Annotated in this window: 17 protein-coding genes; 15 read left to right on the top strand and 2 right to left on the bottom strand. The window is 64.1% G+C overall.

The genetic code is table 11. From position 1 onward, the window contains the following. Nucleotides 1–93 precede the first annotated feature (93 nt). The 15 genes from AAFO92_RS13715 (at nt 94) to ribD (ending at nt 15,686) form a co-directional block, all read left to right on the top strand. Nucleotides 94–1,524, top strand: coding sequence for a Glu/Leu/Phe/Val dehydrogenase (locus tag AAFO92_RS13715; RefSeq protein WP_347536045.1), 1,431 nt, complete (start codon nt 94–96; stop codon nt 1,522–1,524). Next, on the top strand, nt 1,521–2,147 hold the full coding sequence (locus AAFO92_RS13710; protein ID WP_347536043.1) for a DUF6151 family protein: 627 nt from the start codon (nt 1,521–1,523) through the stop codon (nt 2,145–2,147). Before AAFO92_RS13715 ends, AAFO92_RS13710 begins: the two co-directional genes overlap by 4 nt. 169 nt (nt 2,148–2,316) lie before the next feature. Then, on the top strand, nt 2,317–3,570 hold the full coding sequence (locus AAFO92_RS13705) for a sarcosine oxidase subunit beta family protein (protein WP_347536041.1): 1,254 nt from the start codon (nt 2,317–2,319) through the stop codon (nt 3,568–3,570). Nucleotides 3,571–3,632: 62 nt separating this feature from the next. Beyond that, on the top strand, nt 3,633–3,911 hold the full coding sequence (locus AAFO92_RS13700) for a sarcosine oxidase subunit delta (protein ID WP_347536039.1): 279 nt from the start codon (nt 3,633–3,635) through the stop codon (nt 3,909–3,911). Next, nucleotides 3,901–6,831, top strand: a complete 2,931-nt coding sequence (locus AAFO92_RS13695; RefSeq protein ID WP_347536037.1) for a sarcosine oxidase subunit alpha family protein — start codon at nt 3,901–3,903, stop codon at nt 6,829–6,831. The genes AAFO92_RS13700 and AAFO92_RS13695 overlap by 11 nt, the downstream gene beginning before the upstream one ends. Then, nucleotides 6,824–7,372 carry a sarcosine oxidase subunit gamma gene (locus tag AAFO92_RS13690; protein WP_347536035.1) on the top strand — a complete coding sequence of 183 codons (549 nt, stop codon included), beginning with the start codon at nt 6,824–6,826 and terminating at the stop codon, nt 7,370–7,372. Before AAFO92_RS13695 ends, AAFO92_RS13690 begins: the two co-directional genes overlap by 8 nt. A gap of 141 nt (nt 7,373–7,513) precedes the next feature. Next, the gene (locus AAFO92_RS13685) at nt 7,514–7,816 is read left to right on the top strand and encodes a DNA primase (RefSeq protein ID WP_347536033.1); all 303 of its coding nucleotides are present in this window, start codon (nt 7,514–7,516) and stop codon (nt 7,814–7,816) included. Nucleotides 7,817–7,881: 65 nt separating this feature from the next. Next, the gene (dnaG, locus tag AAFO92_RS13680; protein WP_347536031.1) at nt 7,882–9,831 is read left to right on the top strand and encodes a DNA primase; all 1,950 of its coding nucleotides are present in this window, start codon (nt 7,882–7,884) and stop codon (nt 9,829–9,831) included. Between the two features lie 121 nt (nt 9,832–9,952). Then, nucleotides 9,953–11,929 (top strand): RNA polymerase sigma factor RpoD, encoded by a 1,977-nt coding sequence (gene rpoD / locus AAFO92_RS13675; protein WP_347536029.1) that lies wholly within the window; start codon nt 9,953–9,955, stop codon nt 11,927–11,929. Between the two features lie 240 nt (nt 11,930–12,169). After that, nucleotides 12,170–12,427: a type II toxin-antitoxin system Phd/YefM family antitoxin gene (locus AAFO92_RS13670; RefSeq protein ID WP_347536027.1), complete on the top strand. Its 258-nt coding sequence runs from the start codon at nt 12,170–12,172 to the stop codon at nt 12,425–12,427. Between the two features lie 87 nt (nt 12,428–12,514). Continuing rightward, nucleotides 12,515–12,982 carry a DCC1-like thiol-disulfide oxidoreductase family protein gene (locus AAFO92_RS13665; protein WP_347536025.1) on the top strand — a complete coding sequence of 156 codons (468 nt, stop codon included), beginning with the start codon at nt 12,515–12,517 and terminating at the stop codon, nt 12,980–12,982. After that, a complete protein-coding gene (locus AAFO92_RS13660; RefSeq protein ID WP_347536023.1) occupies nt 12,979–13,515 on the top strand; it encodes a DUF4166 domain-containing protein in 537 nt (178 codons plus the stop codon). Before AAFO92_RS13665 ends, AAFO92_RS13660 begins: the two co-directional genes overlap by 4 nt. Nucleotides 13,516–13,596: 81 nt before the next feature. After that, complete coding sequence (locus tag AAFO92_RS13655) at nt 13,597–14,010, top strand: secondary thiamine-phosphate synthase enzyme YjbQ (protein ID WP_347536021.1); 414 nt, start codon at nt 13,597–13,599, stop codon at nt 14,008–14,010. A 102-nt stretch (nt 14,011–14,112) separates the two neighbouring features. After that, nucleotides 14,113–14,595 (top strand): transcriptional regulator NrdR, encoded by a 483-nt coding sequence (gene nrdR, locus AAFO92_RS13650; protein WP_347536019.1) that lies wholly within the window; start codon nt 14,113–14,115, stop codon nt 14,593–14,595. Beyond that, nucleotides 14,592–15,686, top strand: coding sequence for a bifunctional diaminohydroxyphosphoribosylaminopyrimidine deaminase/5-amino-6-(5-phosphoribosylamino)uracil reductase RibD (ribD, locus tag AAFO92_RS13645; protein WP_347536018.1), 1,095 nt, complete (start codon nt 14,592–14,594; stop codon nt 15,684–15,686). Before nrdR ends, ribD begins: the two co-directional genes overlap by 4 nt. Here the strand turns inward: ribD and AAFO92_RS13640 are convergent. Both AAFO92_RS13640 and AAFO92_RS13635 read right to left on the bottom strand, forming a co-directional pair. Beyond that, entirely contained in the window at nt 15,683–17,704 is a 2,022-nt protein-coding gene (locus AAFO92_RS13640) for a capsular polysaccharide biosynthesis protein (RefSeq protein ID WP_347536016.1), read from the bottom strand. The two genes, ribD and AAFO92_RS13640, sit on opposite strands and share 4 nt — an antisense overlap. Then, nucleotides 17,704–18,849, bottom strand: a complete 1,146-nt coding sequence (locus AAFO92_RS13635) for a polysaccharide biosynthesis/export family protein (protein WP_347536014.1) — start codon at nt 18,847–18,849, stop codon at nt 17,704–17,706. Before AAFO92_RS13635 ends, AAFO92_RS13640 begins: the two co-directional genes overlap by 1 nt. Nucleotides 18,850–18,859 lie beyond the last annotated feature (10 nt).

The raw sequence follows: 18,859 nt of genomic DNA, 5'->3' as shown, positions 1-18,859 counted from the left end.
AAATTTCCGCATGGTTTAACGATGGAGTAACCTTGGCGCGGCCACATCAGAGCCCAAAGAAAGATCGCCATTTCATTTTCAGGGAGGTTTAACATGAGTGTAGCAAACGAGCCGAGTTTCCGCGAGAGCGTCGATTTGATGTTCAATCGTGCCGTGGCCTTGATGGACCTGCCGCCTGGGCTGGAAGAGAAGATCAGGGTCTGCAACGCGACCTACACGGTGCGCTTCGGTGTTCGCCTGCGCGGTCAGATCCACACCTTTACAGGCTATCGTTCGGTACATTCGGAACATATGGAACCGGTGAAAGGCGGCATCCGTTATGCGCTGGCCGTCAACCAGGACGAGGTCGAGGCGCTGGCGGCGCTGATGACCTATAAATGCGCACTTGTCGAGGCGCCGTTCGGCGGCTCCAAGGGGGGGCTGTGCATTGATCCGCGCGAATGGGATGCGCATGAGATGGAGCTGATCACCCGTCGCTTCACCTACGAGCTGGCCAAGCGCGACCTGATCCACCCCAGCCAGAACGTGCCGGCCCCCGACATGGGCACCGGAGAGCGCGAGATGGCCTGGATCGCCGATCAGTACAAGCGCATGAACACCACCGACATCAACAGCCGCGCCTGCGTGACCGGCAAACCGATCAATGCGGGCGGCATCCAGGGCCGGACCGAGGCCACCGGGCGGGGCGTGCAATATGCCTTGCAGGAGTTCTTTCGCCATCCGGAGGATATCAAGAAAGCCGGCCTGAAGGGGACGCTTGCGGGCAAGCGCGTGATCGTTCAGGGCCTGGGCAACGTGGGCTATCACGGTGCCAAGTTCCTGCAGGAGGAAGATGGATGCGTGATCACCGGCATCATCGAGCGTGACGGGGCGCTCTTTAACCCTGACGGCATCAACGTCGAGGCGGTCAAGGCCTGGATCACCAAGCACGGCGGCATCACCGGGTTCCCGGATGCCACCCATACGGCCGAGGGTGCGGCGGTGCTGGAAGAGGAATGTGACATCCTGATCCCTGCCGCGCTTGAGGGTGTGATCAACATGGGCAATGCCGCGCGGATCAAGGCGCCGCTGATCATCGAGGCCGCGAACGGCCCGGTGACCGCCGGTGCCGATGAGGTGCTGCGCAAGAAGGGTTGTGTCATCATCCCCGACATGTATGCCAATGCGGGTGGTGTGACGGTGTCCTATTTCGAATGGGTGAAGAATCTCAGCCATATTCGTTTTGGCCGTCTCGGGCGCCGCCAGGAAGAGGCCCGTCACCAGCTGATCGTGGACGAATTGCACAAGCTTGACGAACACCTTGGCGACAAATGGTCCATGTCCCCCGGCTTCAAGCAGAAATACCTGCGCGGGGCCGGTGAGCTGGAACTGGTGCGCTCGGGGCTCGATGACACGATGCGGGTAGCCTATCAGCAGATCCGCGAGGTCTGGCATGCCCGCGACGATGTCGAAGATCTGCGCACCGCGGCATATCTCGTTTCGATCGGCAAGGTGGCCGACAGCTACCGCGCGCTGGGGCTGTGACCCGATCTGCCGCGGCGGCAGCGTTCAGCCATGCCTGCCGCTGCGGCAAAACCAGGTTGACGGTCACGGTGCCCTCTCGCGCGGCGGGTACGCATATCCGGTGCTACTGCAGGGATTGCCAGACCGCGGCGCGGCTGCATGACCGGGATGAGGATACCCTGTCGCCCGCGGGTGGCACCGATGTATGGCATACCGTTCCCGAATTGATTGAAATCGAGGCCGGGGCGGACACGCTGCAGATCTCTCGCCTCTCACCGCGCGGCGGGTATCGCTGGTATGCTGGCTGTTGCGGCACCCTGATGTTCAGCACCGTGCGCAACCTGGCAATACCCTTTGTCAGCGTCGCACTGCGTCAGCCCGAGATGCAAGCGGCCGGGAACCTGCTGGGCCCGGTGCGATGCCACGCATTCACCGCTTCTGCCCGTCCGCATTCCGATGCCCCCGGGGCGAACAAGGGGATGCGTCGGGCCGGCGCACTGGCGCTGAAACGGGCTGTGATTTCATGGCTCGGGGGCGGCTCCCGGCGCAGCCCGCTGCGGCAACCGGACGGCACGCCGATCGCGCCGGTCGATGTCATATCTCTTGAGATGCGCAAGGCCGCGCTGCCCGATCATCTGAAGTAGCATTCCCTGGGCCAGGCGCGGCGACGACTGCTCGGAATGACAGGCCGGTGGTCCGAACGGTCGCGGAGTGCTTTGGAAATGTCGGCGCGGCCCCGGACGCCGGCCGTGCCCATTGATATCCATTCCATAACTTGGTTCACTCTGACCTGGAAACAAGAGGGGCGATCACATGCGGTTTTCGGCGCTTCGCGTCCTGAAGGAAGGGTTGACCGGCAACAAGGGCTGGGGGCCGCATTGGCGCGATGCCGGCCCGAAGGATGCCTATGATGTGGTGATCATCGGTGGCGGGGGGCACGGGCTTGCCACTGCCTACTACCTGGCGAAGAACCACGGCATCACCAACGTGGCGGTGCTGGAAAAGGGCTATCTGGGCGGCGGCAATATCGGGCGCAATACCACCATCGTGCGCGCCAATTACATGATGCCCGGCAACTCGGAATTCTACAGCCATTCCCTGAAACTGTGGGAAGGGCTGGAGGAGGAGCTGAATTATAACGTGATGATGTCGCAGCGTGGCCAGATCGTGCTGTTTCATTCCGACGGGCAGCGCGATGCGATGGCACGGCGCGGAAATGCGATGCGGAACCAGGGTGACGACGCCGAGATGCTGACCCGCGAAGGGGTGCGCAAACACCTGCCATATCTCGATTTCGACAATGCGCGTTTTCCGGTCTATGGCGGCCTGTTGCAGCGCCGCGCGGGGACTGCCCGCCATGATGCGGTGGCGTGGGGTTATGCCCGCGGGGCGTCGGACCGCGGCGTCGACCTCGTCCAGAATTGCGAGGTGACGGGGATCGACATCGCGAACGGCGTGGTGACAGGTGTTCAGACCACCCGCGGTGCGATCCGGGCCCGCAAGGTGGCGATCATCGTGGCCGGCCGGTCCAGCCAGGTTGCCGCCATGGCCGGAATGCGCCTGCCGATCGAAAGCCATATCCTGCAGGCGTTCGTTTCCGAAGGGCTGAAGCCTGTCATCGACCATGTGGTCAGCTTCGGCATGGAGCATTTCTATATCAGCCAGTCCGACAAGGGCGGCCTGGTCTTTGGCGGACATCTGGACATGTATGCCAGCTACGCCGCACGCGGCAACCTGCCGGGGGTGGAACATGTGATGGAGGCGGGCATGGCGCTGATGCCGATGATCGGCAAGGCCAGGGTTCTGCGCGCCTGGGGCGGGATCATGGACATGTCGCCGGACGGCGCGCCGATCATCGACAAGACATCTACCCAAGGGCTCTACCTGAGTTGCGGCTGGAATTACGGCGGGTTCAAGGCGGTGCCCGGGTCGGGTTTCTCGACGGCGCATCTGATCGCCACCGACAGCCATCATGCGCCTGCCACGCGGTTCCGGCTGAACCGGTTTCTGACCGGTCAGGGCCTGATGGACGAAGAAGGCAGCGGCGCACAGCACAACCTGCACTGACACGCGTGGCCAGAGGTGAGTATTTTGAGTATTTTTGGAACGATGAAGATGAGGCGCCTTCCATGAGGATCACCTGTCCGAATTGCGGGGAACGCGACCGTCGCGAGTTTTACTATACTGGCGCGGCGACCATTCTGGACCGCCCTGAGGCGGGGGCCGGGGATGCGGCGTGGGATGATTACCTGCATAACCGCGACAACCCGGCCGGTGTGGTCCGAGACCTGTGGTATCACGAGGCCGGTTGCGCCGCCTGGGTCGTGGTGACCCGGAACACGGTGACGCATGAAATGTTGGCGGCCGAGCTTGCCAGCCAGGTGAAGGGGCAGCAGGATGCGGGTTGACGGGAGCGGGCTGATCGACCGGTCCAGGCCGATCGGGTTTTCCTTTGACGGCCACCAGTACGAGGGGTTTGCGGGCGATACGCTGGCCTCGGCGCTTCTGGCGAACGGTATCCGGCTGGTTGGCCGCTCGTTCAAGTACCACCGCCCGCGCGGCATTCTGACCGCCGGCAGCGAGGAGCCGAACGCGCTGGTCACGCTGGGGCTGGAGGCCGGGCAGGAGCCGAATGTGCGCGCCACCACGGCGGAACTGTTCGAGGGGATGCTGGCGCGCAGCCAGAATGCCTGGCCGTCGCTGAATTTCGATCTGATGGCGGTGAATGACCTGGCCGCGCCCTTCCTGGGGGCGGGGTTCTATTACAAGACCTTCATGTGGCCAAGAAGCTTCTGGGAAAAGCTCTATGAGCCCATCATCCGGCGGGCAGCCGGGCTGGGCAGGCTGTCGGGACGGCACAATGCCGACAAGTACGAAAAGGCGTTCATTCATTGCGATCTGCTGGTCATCGGGGCCGGTCCCGCGGGGCTGATCGCGGCGCTGACGGCGGCGCGTGCCGGGGTCGATGTGGTTCTGTGTGACGAGGACACGCGCACCGGCGGACGGCTGAATGCCGAAACCCTTGAGGTGGGCGGCAAGCCCGGTGCCCTCTGGGCCGGCGAGATCACCGCAGAACTGGAAGCGATGGAGAATGTCCGCGTCCTGACGCGCACCACCGTGACCGGTGCCTATGACCAGGGTACCTTCGGGGCGCTTGAAAAGATCGCCCCGGATGTGGCGATGCGCGCGGGCGCGCCGCGCGAATGTTTCTGGCGCATCGTGGCGAAACGTGCGGTTCTGGCCGCGGGCGCGCTGGAACGGCCGGTGGCGTTTCGCAACAATGACCGTCCGGGCGTGATGATGGCGGGGGCGGTGCGGGCGTATCTCAATCGCTGGCGCGTCAGCCCGGGCAAGAACGTGGTGGTCTTCGGCAATACCGACAGCGCCCATCGCACGGCTGCCGATCTGCTGGCGGCGGGGGTGCATGTCAGCGCGCTGATCGATGCCCGCCACCACGCGACCAGCGATCTGGATATTCCATTTTATCCGGGCGCCAAACTGTCCGAGGCGCATGGGCGACGCGCGCTCGAGGCGGTCTCGGTCGCCTCTGTCAGCGGCATCGACAAGATCCAGGCCGATTGCCTGGCAATGTCCGGCGGCTGGAACCCGTCGGTGCACCTGAGCTGTCATCTGGGCGCGCGCCCGGTTTGGAGCCCCGATCATGCGGCATTCCTGCCGCAGGAGGGTGCCGTTCCGGGTCTTGAGGCCGCTGGCGCATGTCGCGGCGATTTCTCGACCCGCGCCTGCCTCGAAGGGGGCATGGCCGCCGCCAACCGGGCCTTGGCGGCCTTGGGCAAGAAGCCGCAGCAGCCCGATCTGCCGAAGGCCGAGGACAGCGACTATGACATTACCGCGCTTTGGTCGGTGCCCGGAAAGGGCCGCGCCTGGCTTGATTTTCAGAACGATGTGACCGTCAAGGACGTGAAACACGCGGCGGTCGAGAATTTCCGCTCGGTCGAGCATATGAAGCGTTACACGACGCAGGGCATGGCCACCGACCAGGGCAAGAATTCGAACGTGGCCGCGCTGGCGGTGCTGGCCGACGCGACCGGGCAGGGTATCCCCGAAACCGGCACCACGACCTTCCGGCCGCCCTATGTGCCGGTTTCCGTGGCGGCCATGGGGGCGGGCAGCCAGGGGGCCGGTTTTGCCCCGCAGCGTCACATGACGTCGCACCGGGCCAGTGTGGAACGCGGCGCGCCGATGATAGAAGTGGGGCTCTGGTATCGCCCCGGCTACTTTCCGCAGCCGGGCGAGACCCACTGGCGGCAATCCTGCGACCGCGAGGTCGGGATGGTGCGGAACGCTGTCGGGGTCGCCGATGTCTCGACCCTTGGCAAGATCGACCTGCAGGGCCCCGATGCGGCGGCGTTTCTGGATTTCGTCTATACCAACACCTTCTCGACGCTGAAAGAGGGCCGGGTGCGCTATGGGCTGATGCTGCGCGAAGATGGCCACGTGATGGATGACGGTACCACCGCGCGGCTGGGGCCAGACCATTACCTGATGACCACCACCACCGCCGCGGCGGGCCAGGTCATGCGCCATCTCGAGTTCGTGCATCAATGCCTGTGCCCGCAACTGGATGTGCGTTTCATCTCGGTGACGGAACAATGGGCGCAATTCGCCGTGGCCGGGCCGAAATCGCGAGAGCTGCTCGATGGGTTGCTTGAAACCAGCATCGACGACAAGACCTGGCCCTTCATGTCCTGTGGCGAGGTCATGATCGGGTCTGTTCACGCGCGGCTTTTCCGCATCTCCTTCTCGGGCGAACAGGGATATGAACTGGCCGTGCCAGCGCGCTATGGCGATAGCCTCTTTCGCGCGTTGGTGGCCCGCGCCGAGGCGCTGGGCGGCGGGCCTTATGGCATGGAGGCATTGAACATCCTGCGCATCGAGAAGGGGTTCATCACCCATGCCGAGATCCATGGCCGCGTCACCGCCTTTGACATCGGCATGCAGGGGATGATCAGCGTTGCCAAGGATTGTATCGGCAAACCTGCGGCCGGGCGTCCGGGCCTGATGGATGAGAACCGCGAGCAACTGGTCGGGTTGAAACCGGTGGGGGCGGTCAAGGAGCTTCTGGCCGGTGCGCACCTCTTCAACCAGGATGACGAGCCGGTTAGTGCCAATGACCAGGGCTATGTAACCTCGGTTGGCTTTTCGCCGACGCTGGGCCATTTTCTGGGCATGGGTTTTCTGAAAGGCGGTCGCGCGCGCCACGGTGAAACGATCCGCATGGTCGACCACCTGAGCGAATCCGAAACCCTGTGCGAGGTGATTGATCCGGTTGTCTTCGACCCGGAGGGAGGACGTTTGCGTGGTTGAACTGATCTCTAGATCCGCCTGCGAGGGCCTGTTGCCGGTATCCATTGGCCGGGTAGAGCTTTCCGAAGTCGAACAAGGCACGCTAACCAGCGTGGCGCCCTATCTGGGGCAGGCGGGTGCACTTTCGGCGGCGTTGAAATCGGCGAACGGCATGGCCGCCCCAAAGGCCAACCGCGCGACGGGCAAGGAAGGCGCACGGGCGATCTGGTTCGGCAATGACGTGGTGCTGTTGCAGGGCCCGGACCCGGACCCGTCGCTGGCGCAGTTTGCGGCGTTGACAGATCAGACGGATGCCTGGGCGGTCGTCCGTCTGGAAGGTGCGGATGCAGCCGCCGTGCTGGCACGTCTGACCCCGATCGACCTGCGCGACAGCCGGTTCAAGCGCGGCCACACGGCGCGGACGGAACTGCGCCACATGATGTCCAGCATCACCCGGCTGGGGCCGCGGAGCTATCAGGTCATGGTGTTCCGGAGCTTCGCCGAAACACTTGTGCATGATCTCAAGGCCGCGATGCGAAGCGTCGCGGCGCGCGCAGGGTAAGGCTTGACAACAAGGTGCCGCCGCCCCGGGTCGGCAAACCCTTGCCAATGTTGCGCATCGCGGAAATTTCCGCCCGCTCATCCTGACAAACCCACTCGGATATTGTAGGAACAAATCACCACTCACGTTCCAGAGGTTCACATGCTCCGAATGACCGCCATCCTAGGCCTTCTGGCCATCCCGATTGCCTTGCCTGCATCTGCCCAGGACAAGGAAACTCTATGTGCAACGTCGGGCGAAATCGTGGATGCCGCCGTCGCCGAGCGTCTGGGCGGTGCCGACGAGCAATCGGCCAGCGGAAACGTGATCGAATCGCTGCCTGACGACAAGGCCAATTTCAAACCCGCGGTCGAACCGCTGGTGGAATGGGTCTATACGCTTGAGAAAGAGCAGCTGACGGATGAGGTCGCCAAGTCCTACGTTCTGGCCTGTCTCTCGCAATAGACTTACCCCCAGGAATTTGGCGCCCTTCACTGGACACGGACGCCCGGGCGGCCGATATATGATGTATGAGTCTGCCACCCGGTTTTCTGGACGAACTGCGCTCCCGTACCTCACTGTCACAGGTGGTCGGGCGCAAGGTGATTTGGGACACGCGCAAATCCAACCAGGGCAAGGGCGACATGTGGGCGCCATGCCCCTTTCACCAGGAAAAGACCGCCAGTTTCCACGTCGATGACCGCAAGGGATTCTATTACTGCTTCGGTTGCCACGCCAAGGGCGACGCGATCAGCTTTGTCCGCGAGACCGAGAATGTAGAATTCATCGAGGCGATCCGGATCCTCGCCGCCGAAGCCGGGATGACCATGCCCGAGCGCGACCCGCAGGCGCAGGCCAAGGCCGACCGCCGCACGCAACTGGCCGAGGTGATGGAAATCGCCGTGAAGCATTTCCGTCTGGCCCTGAAAACCGCGGCCGGGTCCGGCGCGCGGGATTACCTGGACCGGCGCGGGCTGAAGGAAGCCACGCAGGACAGGTTCGAGATCGGCTTCGCCCCGGATGCCTGGCAGGGGCTGTGGGACCATTTGAAATCCCGGAATGTGGCGGATGAGCTGATCCTTGGCTGCGGCCTTGCCAAGCCTTCGACCAAGGGCGGCAAACCCTACGACACCTTCCGAAACCGCATCATGTTCCCGATCCGTGACGCGCGCGGGCGCTGCATCGCCTTTGGCGGCCGGGCCATGGACCCGAACGACAACGCCAAATACCTGAACTCGCCCGAAACCGAGCTGTTCGACAAGTCCCGCACGCTCTATCACTACGGACCCGCGCGCGAGGCGGCGGGCAAGGGCCAGCCGCTGATCGTGGCCGAGGGCTACATGGACGTGATCGCGCTGGTCGAAGGCGGGTTTGGCGCCGCAGTGGCGCCCCTGGGCACGGCGGTGACCGAAACGCAGCTGCAGATGATGTGGCGCCTCGCGGACGAGCCGGTGATCGCGCTCGATGGCGACGCGGCCGGGCTGCGTGCCGCGCATCGAGTGATCGACCTTGCCTTGCCGCTGCTGGAGGCCGGCAAATCGCTGCGTTTCGCCCTGATGCCCGAGGGCAAGGATCCCGATGATCTAATACGTGCCGAGGGCACGGCCGCGCTGCAGAAGCTGGTGGATGCCGCCCAGCCGATGGTGCAGCTGTTGTGGCAGAACGAGATCGAGGGCCGCAGCTTTGACAGCCCGGAACGCCGTGCGGCGCTGGACAAGGCGCTGCGTGACAAGATCAAGCTGATCCGCGATGCCTCGATCCGCGGCCATTACGGGCAGGCGATCAAGGATTTGCGCTGGCAGCTCTTCAATCCGCAGCGCGCAAGCCATGCGCCGCGGCGAACGGGCGGCAGGTGGCAACCGCCTCCGGCCAGCGCCATGCCCGCCACCAAATCCTCGCTTCTGGTCGCGGCCGGGGATGAGGCGCAGATGCAGCTGCGTACCGGGGTGATCCTGGCCTCGCTGATTGCCACGCCGGAGGTCTGCGAGGAATTCGAAGCCGCGATCGAGACGCTGGACTGCCCCAATCCGGACCATGCCCGCCTGCGCGACCTGATCCTGCGCCATGCGGATGCGGGGCCGGAAACGCTGCGGACCCAAATTTCCGAGGCGATGGGCCAGGAATCCCTTGAAAAACTCAGGGCGCTGCCCCATGTGGCTCTGGCACCGCCGGTGCGCAACCCGGGGGACGCCGGGATTGCCCGTCAGACCATCGCCGAAGAACTGGCCAAGATCGAAGCCGAACGCGGGCTGAGTGCCGAGATTTCCGAGGCCGCCGAGGATATCGTGGGCGTGGCCGACGAAGCGGTGACCTGGCGATTGCAGCAGGCCGCCGAGGCGCGCAACCGCGCGATCCGAAGCCAGCAGGAGGACAAGGCCGAGTACGACCTGGGCGACAACGGTGCCCGAATCAATCGTGGAGAGCGCGAGCAATTTCACGCGCTTCTGGACAAGATCACCAGTTCCAAACCGGGGCGCTGAAGTGTTTCGGTGAGGAATGGGTAAAGAAAACAGGGTAAACGTGCGTGCGAATCACTTCGGTTCGCGCTAATGATTCGGGTTAAGCGAATCACCACGCCGCCCTTCTGAGCAGGAGACCTTGATGGCCGCCAAAGATACCGACGACCAAAAGAACGAAGATCAGGACGGCGAACACTCGCTGGACATGAGCCAGGCCGCGGTCAAGAAGATGATAGCCGAAGCCCGCGAGAAAGGCTTTATCACCTACGATCAGCTGAACAATGTCCTGCCCCCCGACCAGGTCAGCAGCGAACAGATCGAAGACGTGATGTCGATGCTCTCGGAGATGGGGATCAACATCATCGAGGCCGAGGAAGCAGAGGAAGAAGAGCAGAAATCGACGGCGCTGGCCGAAACCGGCAAGCGCGGCGAGATCACGCTTGGCTCGGGCAAGGAAGAGAAGCTGGATCGTACCGACGATCCGGTGCGCATGTACCTGCGCGAGATGGGATCGGTCGAACTGCTGTCGCGCGAGGGCGAGATCGCCATCGCCAAACGCATCGAGGCCGGACGGAATACCATGATCGCGGGCCTCTGCGAAAGCCCGCTGACCTTCCAGGCGATCACCATCTGGCGCGACGAACTTCTTGGCGAAGACATCCTGTTGCGCGATGTGATCGACCTTGAAACCACCTTTGGCAACCAGATGGGTGACGGCGATGACGACGCGCCGGTCGTCGCCAACGTCTCTACCGCACCGTCCGAGAACAAGGCGGATGAGCCCGAGCTGGACGCCGATGGCAACCCGATCGTCAATGACGACGACGATGACGAGGACGAACAGGCCAACATGAGCCTCGCTGCGATGGAGGCCGCGCTGAAGCCGCGCGTTCTGGAAACGCTCGACCGTATCGCCGACGATTACGTGAAGCTCAGCGAAATGCAGGACAGCCGGATTTCGGCGACCCTGAACGAAGACGGGTCTTTCACCAAGAAACACGAAGACACCTATCAGAAGCTGCGGGCGGAAATTGTCGAGCTGGTGAACGAGCTGCACCTGCACAACAACCGGATCGAGGCGCTGATCGACCAGCTATACGGCATCAACCGCCGGATCATGCAGATCGACTCGGCAATGGTCAAACTGGCGGACCAGGCGCGGATCAACCGGCGCGAATTCATCGACGAATATCGCGGTCGCGAGCTGGATCCGAACTGGCTGGAGGACATGGCCAAGAAATCCGGCCGCGGTTGGCAGATGTTCATGGAACGCTCGCCCGAGAAGGTCGAGGAACTGCGCGCCGACATGGCCCAGGTTGGTCAGTATGTCGGGCTCGATATCCCTGAATTCCGCCGCATCGTCCAGCAGGTGCAGAAGGGCGAGAAAGAAGCCCGCACCGCCAAGAAGGAAATGGTCGAGGCCAACCTGCGTCTGGTGATTTCGATTGCCAAGAAATACACCAACCGCGGCCTGCAATTCCTGGACCTCATCCAAGAGGGCAATATCGGCCTGATGAAGGCGGTGGACAAGTTCGAATACCGCCGCGGCTACAAGTTCTCGACCTACGCCACCTGGTGGATTCGCCAGGCGATCACCCGCTCGATCGCCGACCAGGCGCGCACCATCCGGATCCCGGTGCACATGATCGAGACGATCAACAAGCTGGTCCGCACCGGCCGCCAGATGCTGCACGAGATCGGCCGCGAACCGACGCCCGAAGAACTGGCCGAAAAGCTGCAGATGCCGCTTGAGAAGGTGCGCAAGGTGATGAAGATCGCCAAGGAGCCGATCAGCCTTGAAACCCCGATCGGCGACGAGGAAGACAGCCAGCTTGGCGATTTCATCGAGGACAAGAATGTCGTTCTGCCCCTCGACAGCGCCATTCAGGACAACCTCAAGGAAACCACCACACGGGTGCTGTCCTCTCTCACCCCGCGCGAGGAGCGGGTGCTGCGGATGCGGTTCGGCATCGGCATGAACACCGACCATACGCTCGAAGAGGTGGGGCAGCAGTTCTCGGTCACCCGCGAACGCATCCGCCAGATCGAGGCCAAGGCGCTCAGAAAGCTGAAGCACCCCAGCCGGTCGCGCAAGCTGCGGTCTTTCCTGGATCAGTAACCCGTCGGTCTGACGCCCGATCTTCTGGCCGCGCCTCCCGGACCGGGAGGGCGCGGTTTTGTTTCGCGGGCTTCTGGCCGTGGCAGAATCCGGCCTGTGCGCACATATGTGCCCCTTATCCGACCAGCATCAGGCGCGATGGGCGGGATTCCCCGGTGTTATCCACAGGCGTTGCGCGAGTTGCTGCCGAGGCCATGGGCCGTACTTGTCGCCCGTGGGCTGGTTGCGTAGATGCAGCGCATGAAACAGGCAAGCCTCACTGATCTGCGCAGAAACCTCTCGACGATTTTGAATGCCGTCAACAACGATCACGAACCGCTTGTCGTGACCCGTCGGCGTGGCAAACCGGTTGTCGTCATTTCCCTTGAGGACTATCAGGCAATGGATCGGCCCAAGGCGCCCATTAGCAAAAGCGACCCGGCACAAGACCTGCTGAAAGCCCTGACCGAAGTGGACGAGATCGCGTTTCTTCCGTTAGCCCGTAAGGATCCAACCTGAAAATCGCATGTGACGGGCGTGACAATTGCGCCTCTTGCCCCGGACCCCGCCAACTGCCATTTCAGGGGCAGGGTACGGGTGAGCGGTATGGCAAGGCGTCACAATCACAATGTCAGCGCACTTCCCGCGGATCTGCGCAACGTCCTGCCATCGCATGTGATCGTGTTCGACGGCGAATGCGTGCTGTGTTCGGGATTTTTCCGTTTCATGCTGCGTCACGACCGCCAAAGCCGGTTCCACTTCGTCCTGGCGCAGTCGAAACTCGGCACGCGGCTTTATCGCGCGCTGGACCTGCCTACGGATGAGTTCGAGACCAATCTGGTGCTGGTCGATGGCGTGATCTATCAAAAGCTGGACGCCTTTGCCCATGCCATGCGCGCCCTTGGCTGGCCGTGGCGCGCCCTGTCGGCGCTGCGGTTTCTGCCGGGCGCACTAAAGGATCCGGCCTATATGGCCGTTGCCCGCAACCGCTACAGCCTGTTCGGCCGTTATCAGGCCTGCATGATCCCCGACGCAGCGGTGCGCGCGCGTTTCCTGCCCGGAGGGTGGGGATGACGGGCGATCCGTTCTGGCAGGTGATCGACGCCCAGCAGCTTGATGTGGCCCCGGCGGTTCTGTCGTTTCATGCGGGGCGGGGCACATGCATCTATAGCGGTCGCTGCGATATCACGCGCGGCAGGCACCCGCTGGTGCGCCTGGGGCTGTGGGTGGCGGGCTTTCCGCGTGACGGATGCAACCTGCCCACCCGTGTGACCACGAAAACGCAGGAATGCCACAGTATCTGGGAGCGTGATTTCGGCGGGCATGTCACCCGGTCCCGCCTGACCTGCAACCCGTCCCGCACGCGGGTCATCGAAGCGTTCGGCCCGTTCAGCCTGACACTGTCGCTTCGCGCCGAAAACGGTCAATTGCATATCAGCGTCGAGTCAATGCGCATATTTCGACTGCCCGTGCCGACGCCGCTGGTGCCGGTGAGCACCACGACCGAGGCCGAGGGCGCGGACGGGCGGTTTCTTTTCGATGTGGCAGGCCGCATACCGGGCATCGGGCCGTTGATCCGCTACCGGGGCGATCTGCGCAGAACCTGACCATCGCGTTTTGCGCGGCGCAATTGCTGTCATGTGTGGCCCCTTGCACAACGCACCGCTTTGCCGCAACGTGCCGGCGTGATGCAAACGGTCCTTTCCATAGAGACGCACGGCCAGGGGCTCTACGAATTCACGCCCCGGGTGTCGGCATGGGTCGAAGGTGCCGGGGATGGGCTTCTTACCCTGTTCATCCGCCACACCTCTGCCAGCCTGCTGATCCAGGAAAACGCCGACCCGGGAGTGCAGGGCGATCTGCTGCATTACTTTCAGCGGCTTGTACCGCCCTCGTCGGATTCGTCGATGGCCTACCTGACCCATACCTACGAGGGCCCTGATGACATGCCCGCCCATATCAAGGCGGCAATGTTGCCGGTCAGTCTGTCGATCCCCGTATCCGACGGGCGGCTGGCCTTGGGAACATGGCAGGGGATCTATGTTTTTGAACACCGGAACGCGCCGCATATTCGCCAGGTCGCTGCTCATTTAGCGGTCTAAATTCCCCTCTACCCAAAACCTTGAGGCTCGCCTATAGTGGCTGTGGGTTCCTGGGCAAGGGGCCCAAAATGCTAACGGGCATGGAACGAGAGGGAAACGGCAATGCGTTGTCCATTTTGCGGAAATATAGATACCCAGGTCAAGGACTCGCGCCCCGCCGAGGATCACGTATCCATCCGCCGACGCCGTTTCTGCCCGGCCTGTGGCGGGCGTTTCACCACTTATGAACGTGTCCAGCTGCGCGATCTGGTGGTCGTCAAGACCAACGGCCGGCGCGAAGATTTCGACCGCGACAAGCTGGAACGGTCAATCCGCATCGCGTTGCAGAAGCGCCCGATCGAGCCCGACCGGATCGAGCAGATGATTTCCGGCATCGTCCGGCGCCTGGAAAGCATGGGCGAGACGGATATCCCCTCGAAGACAGTGGGCGAGATCGTGATGGAAAGCCTGGCGCGGATCGACACCGTGGCCTATGTGCGTTTTGCCAGCGTTTACAAGAATTTCCAGGCGGCGGATGATTTTGACAAGTTTGTCAGCGAGTTACGGCCTGACACCTCGGCAGCAGAAGACGCTTCGGACGGGTGAGCGCCCGGGACGAAAGGTTTATGTCGCTGGCCCTGATGCTGGGCCGGCGCGGGCAGGGACGCACATGGCCCAACCCGGCGGTTGGCTGTGTCATCGTCAGGAAGAACCGGATTGTCGGACGTGGCTGGACCGCCGATGGTGGCCGGCCGCACGCCGAAACCCAGGCGCTGGCGCAGGCCGGGGATGCGGCGCGTGGCGCGACGGCCTATGTCACGCTTGAGCCCTGCGCGCATCATGGTCAGACCCCGCCCTGCGCCGAGGCGCTGGTGGCTGCCGGCGTGGCCCGCGTCGTGGCCCCGATGGCCGATAGCGATCCGCGGGTCGCGGGCGAGGGTTTTGCAATCCTGCAAAAGGCGGGGATCAAGGTGACAACCGGCGTCTTGGCGGATGAGGCCGCGCGCGACCTTGACGGGTTCCTGCTGCGCACGGAACACGGCCGCCCGCATCTGACGTTGAAACTGGCCAGTTCCTTTGATGGCCGGATCGCGACCGCGACGGGTGAAAGCCAGTGGATCACCGGCCCCGAGGCGCGCCGCCACGCCCATGCCCTGCGCGCGCGCCATGATGCGGTGATGGTGGGTGCGGGCACGGCGCGGGCCGATGATCCGACGCTGACCGTACGCGATCTGGGCATCATCCGGCAGCCGGCTCGGATCGTCGTGTCGCGCCGCCTTGACCTGCCGATGATGTCCAGGCTGGCCCGGACCGCAAGGGATGTTCCCGTCTGGCTGTGCCACGGTCCCGATGCCGATCCGGCCCTGTCCGAGGCCTGGAAGGGGATCGGCGCCACGCTGATTTCCTGCGCTCTGACGGGCCGGCAGCTGGATCTGCGGTCTGTCTTGCAGGAACTGGGTGCCAAGGGGCTGACGCGGGTGTTCTGCGAAGGCGGCAGCGGGCTTGCCGCGTCGCTGCTGGCCGCTGATCTGGTGGATGAGCTGGTAGGGTATTCCGCCGGGTTGACGATCGGCGCCGAAGGGCTGCCCGCGATCGGGGCCCTGGGGCTCAGCCGCCTGTCCGACGCCCCGCGGTTCGAACTGGCGGAGTGCAGGCAGCTGGGGCCGGACATCCTGCACCGCTGGATACGCGCCTAGCGCCAGAACCCCGCATATGAGGCAAAGAACCCCTGCAGCTTTGACAGCAGGCGGTTCGCCGCGCTTGGAGAGGGCATCTTGCCGGTCGCCAGCCGGTCAACGATCACCTCGACCGGGCAAGGCGCGCCCGTCACCGGATCGACATAGCGCGGATAGTCGATCAGCGCGGCGTGTACCAGACCGGTCAGCGCGGGCCGGGCCCTGCGCCTGTCCGGCGTTGCACCCCGATCCTGCGTCAGCCCCCAGCCGGCATAGAACGGCGCGCCGGTGGTGGTGACGCGGACACCACGGATCAGTGCCTCGAACCCGATCAGCGATGTCATGGTCCAGACCTCGTCAACCTGCTGCAGCACGGCCGCCGGATCGGCATCGTCCAACACGGCGTCGGCCAGCCCGTCCAGATCCGCGCGCGCGACCCTGCCGGCGCGCAACCCGGCTTCGACATCCGGGTGCGGCTTGTAGAGGATGATCGCCTGCGGGTTTTCCGCCCGTGCATGTTGCAGCAGCGCCAGGTTGGTGCGGATCTCGCCCGCGCCAAGACGGACCGAGGCGTCGTCTTCGACCTGACCGGGCACCAAGATGCGGTGCCCCGGCGGCAGTTCCGGCACCGTCCCCGCCAGGTTGTATTTCGACAGGCCCAGCTTGACCAGACTGGCAATCAGGCGTTCGGCGCGCCGTTCCTGATCGGGGCGCAGCGTGGCGCGTCTGCCGATCCAATCCTCAAGCCGGCTGGGCCGGGCCGGATCGTAATAGATGCCCAGGTCGTCACAGACCAGCGACAGGGGCGGCACCAGTTCGGCCCCAAGGCCGCGTGACCGCAGAAAACCGTCTTCGACCCGCACGGCGCTCGTTGCGTCGGGGGCATGGCCTGCCCAGATCATTGCACGGCGGTCGGTATTGGGTGCCGTGGGGGCACGGAACCGCAGCGGCTTGTGCCGGCCGAAGAAGCGTTGCAGGTGTCCGCGTTTCCACAGCCGCATTCCCTGTGCGTCCCAGCCATGGCGGTCCTCGCGCCAGCACCGCACCGTGGCGGCGAGCATGTCGATGGCTTCCTCAAGTTCGCATAGCCGGTCGCGATATGGATCGTACCAGGTGGGGTACAGGATCATCGAGGCGGCGAACAGCTGGGCACGGCTGAGCGTGCGGCCTCGCCGCGCAACCGGCACCGGATGACGGTCATCAGTCAGCCCCCAGCCGGCATAGAATGGCTGGCCGAACACGACCGGTCGGTGGCCGGCATAGATTGCCTCGAACCCCATCTGGGAGCTGACCGTATAGACCGCGATGGCCCCGTCGAACAATGCCCAGGGACTGACCGCTTCTGTCCACAGGCTCACGCGGCCCGATTCGTCATCCGGCCCGAAATAACCGGGCCTGTGCCCCCGCACCGTTTCGGGGTGGGATTTGATGATGATGGGCGCGCCGGGATTGTCCTCTTGCGCGTAATAGAGCATCTCGCGGAAGGTGTTTGCGTCGGCCTGTCCGTGGGTGATGCTGGCGTCGCCGCGGGTCTGGTCGATCACCAGCACGTAACCGGGATCGGGGCAGGGGGCGGCGGGGTCAAAGGCACTGTATTTGCTCAGATGTGCCTCTTGCAGGGCGGCGATGGCGCCGCGCGCTCGGTTCATCAGCGCCGTGTCGTCGAGGGGATGCGTCGCCAGGAGATGTTCCAGGTCGGAGGGCCGGCTGCTGTCGAAATGCACGCCGCGCCTGTCGATCGCCAGACCCAGGGGCGGCTCACCTTCGCGGCCGGGATGGAGCGAGCGCAGGAACGCATCCTCGACCCGGATCAACCCGGCGCCGGTGCTGTCCGCCGCCGCCTCGCCGCGTTTGGCATAGGGCGAATGGCCCCAGACCGCGATCAGGTCATCCGGCCCCGGCTTGCCCAGTTGCAGCGGATAACCGGCCAGTTCCATTATGCGGCGGATGCGGCGCTGGCGCAGGAAACCGGCGTTGAAATAGAAAACCCGCCGGGGCGGGCTGGCCTCGGCGGGGTCGGAGGCGGGTGGGCCGGGCATCACAGCCCGAGTGTGTCGCTCGAGGTTGAGACCGACCCGATCGCCGACAGCGATCCGGTGAGCGCGGCGATGACCTTGCTCCATTGCGAGAAGGGGGCCTCGGTCACGTACAGCGTGTCGTCGTCGCGGATCGCGAAATCTCGGGCCATGAACACGCCGTTGGGCTGGGTCAGGTCCAGCACATAGACCAGCCGTTGCGCGCCGACCAGGTCATCGCGGCCCAACACCTGATTGGCGATCTCTGCGGGCTCGTTGCGCATGATGAACACACCGGTCGGGTCGGCGGTGGTCGATGTCAGGCCGCCCACGGTGGCAATCGCCTCGATCGCGCTGAGGGTCTGGGTTTCAAAGGTCACGCGCGCCTGCGAGCCGGTGGCGCCAAGCGCCGTAAAGGCGCGTGTGTCCTGTTCGACAAGGATGCGGTCGCCGCCTCGCAGGGCGATGTCGAATTCCGGGTGCTTGAACAGATCCTGGAACCAGACCTTGGACCGGTGCTGACCACGGATCACGCTGACCTGCGCCACTTCGGGCGGGATGGCGACGCCACCGGCGGCGGCCAGCATCGTCGACAGGGTACGGGTCGGCGCCTCGATCGGATAGACGCCCTGGCCGTTGACCGCGCCGATGATCGACACGGTCGAACCATTGCCCGCCAGCCTGCGGACCTCGACCTGCGGGTCCGGGGTCTGTTCGTCCAGCTTGGCGGTGATGATCCGGCGGATCGCCTCGGGCGTGTTGCCCGCGGCGCGGATACGGCCCGCATAGGGCACAAAGATGAACCCGGCACCGTCAACCTGTACCTCTTCCAGCACGGTCTGGCTTTGGGCCTCGCCGGCCAGAAGGCCGTCATCGACATTTTCCCAGATCGTCAGGCCCAGCGTATCGCCGGGGCGGATCGTGTCCGATCCGAGGGGTGCCGCGCTGAGGAAACCCTGGCTGAAGCCAAGCGCGGGTTGCACGGCGGTCGCACGCGTCACCCGGTCATTGACCGAAATGACAAAGGCATCGCCCGAGCGCTGCACCGACCCTTCGTAGATTTCCCGCTTGTTCGGTCCGACGCGGGGAAGCGACCCGCAGGACGCGACCATGGCCACAACGACCAGCAGGGCGACGGGTTTCGCCCACCGTTTGGATTGGGAGTTCACTGCTCGGTCT

The organism is Roseovarius sp. CAU 1744, assembly GCF_039839345.1.
Lineage (GTDB): Bacteria > Pseudomonadota > Alphaproteobacteria > Rhodobacterales > Rhodobacteraceae > Roseovarius.
Note: the sequence above shows the minus strand (reverse complement) of the source record. Positions and strands in the feature narration are given on the sequence as shown.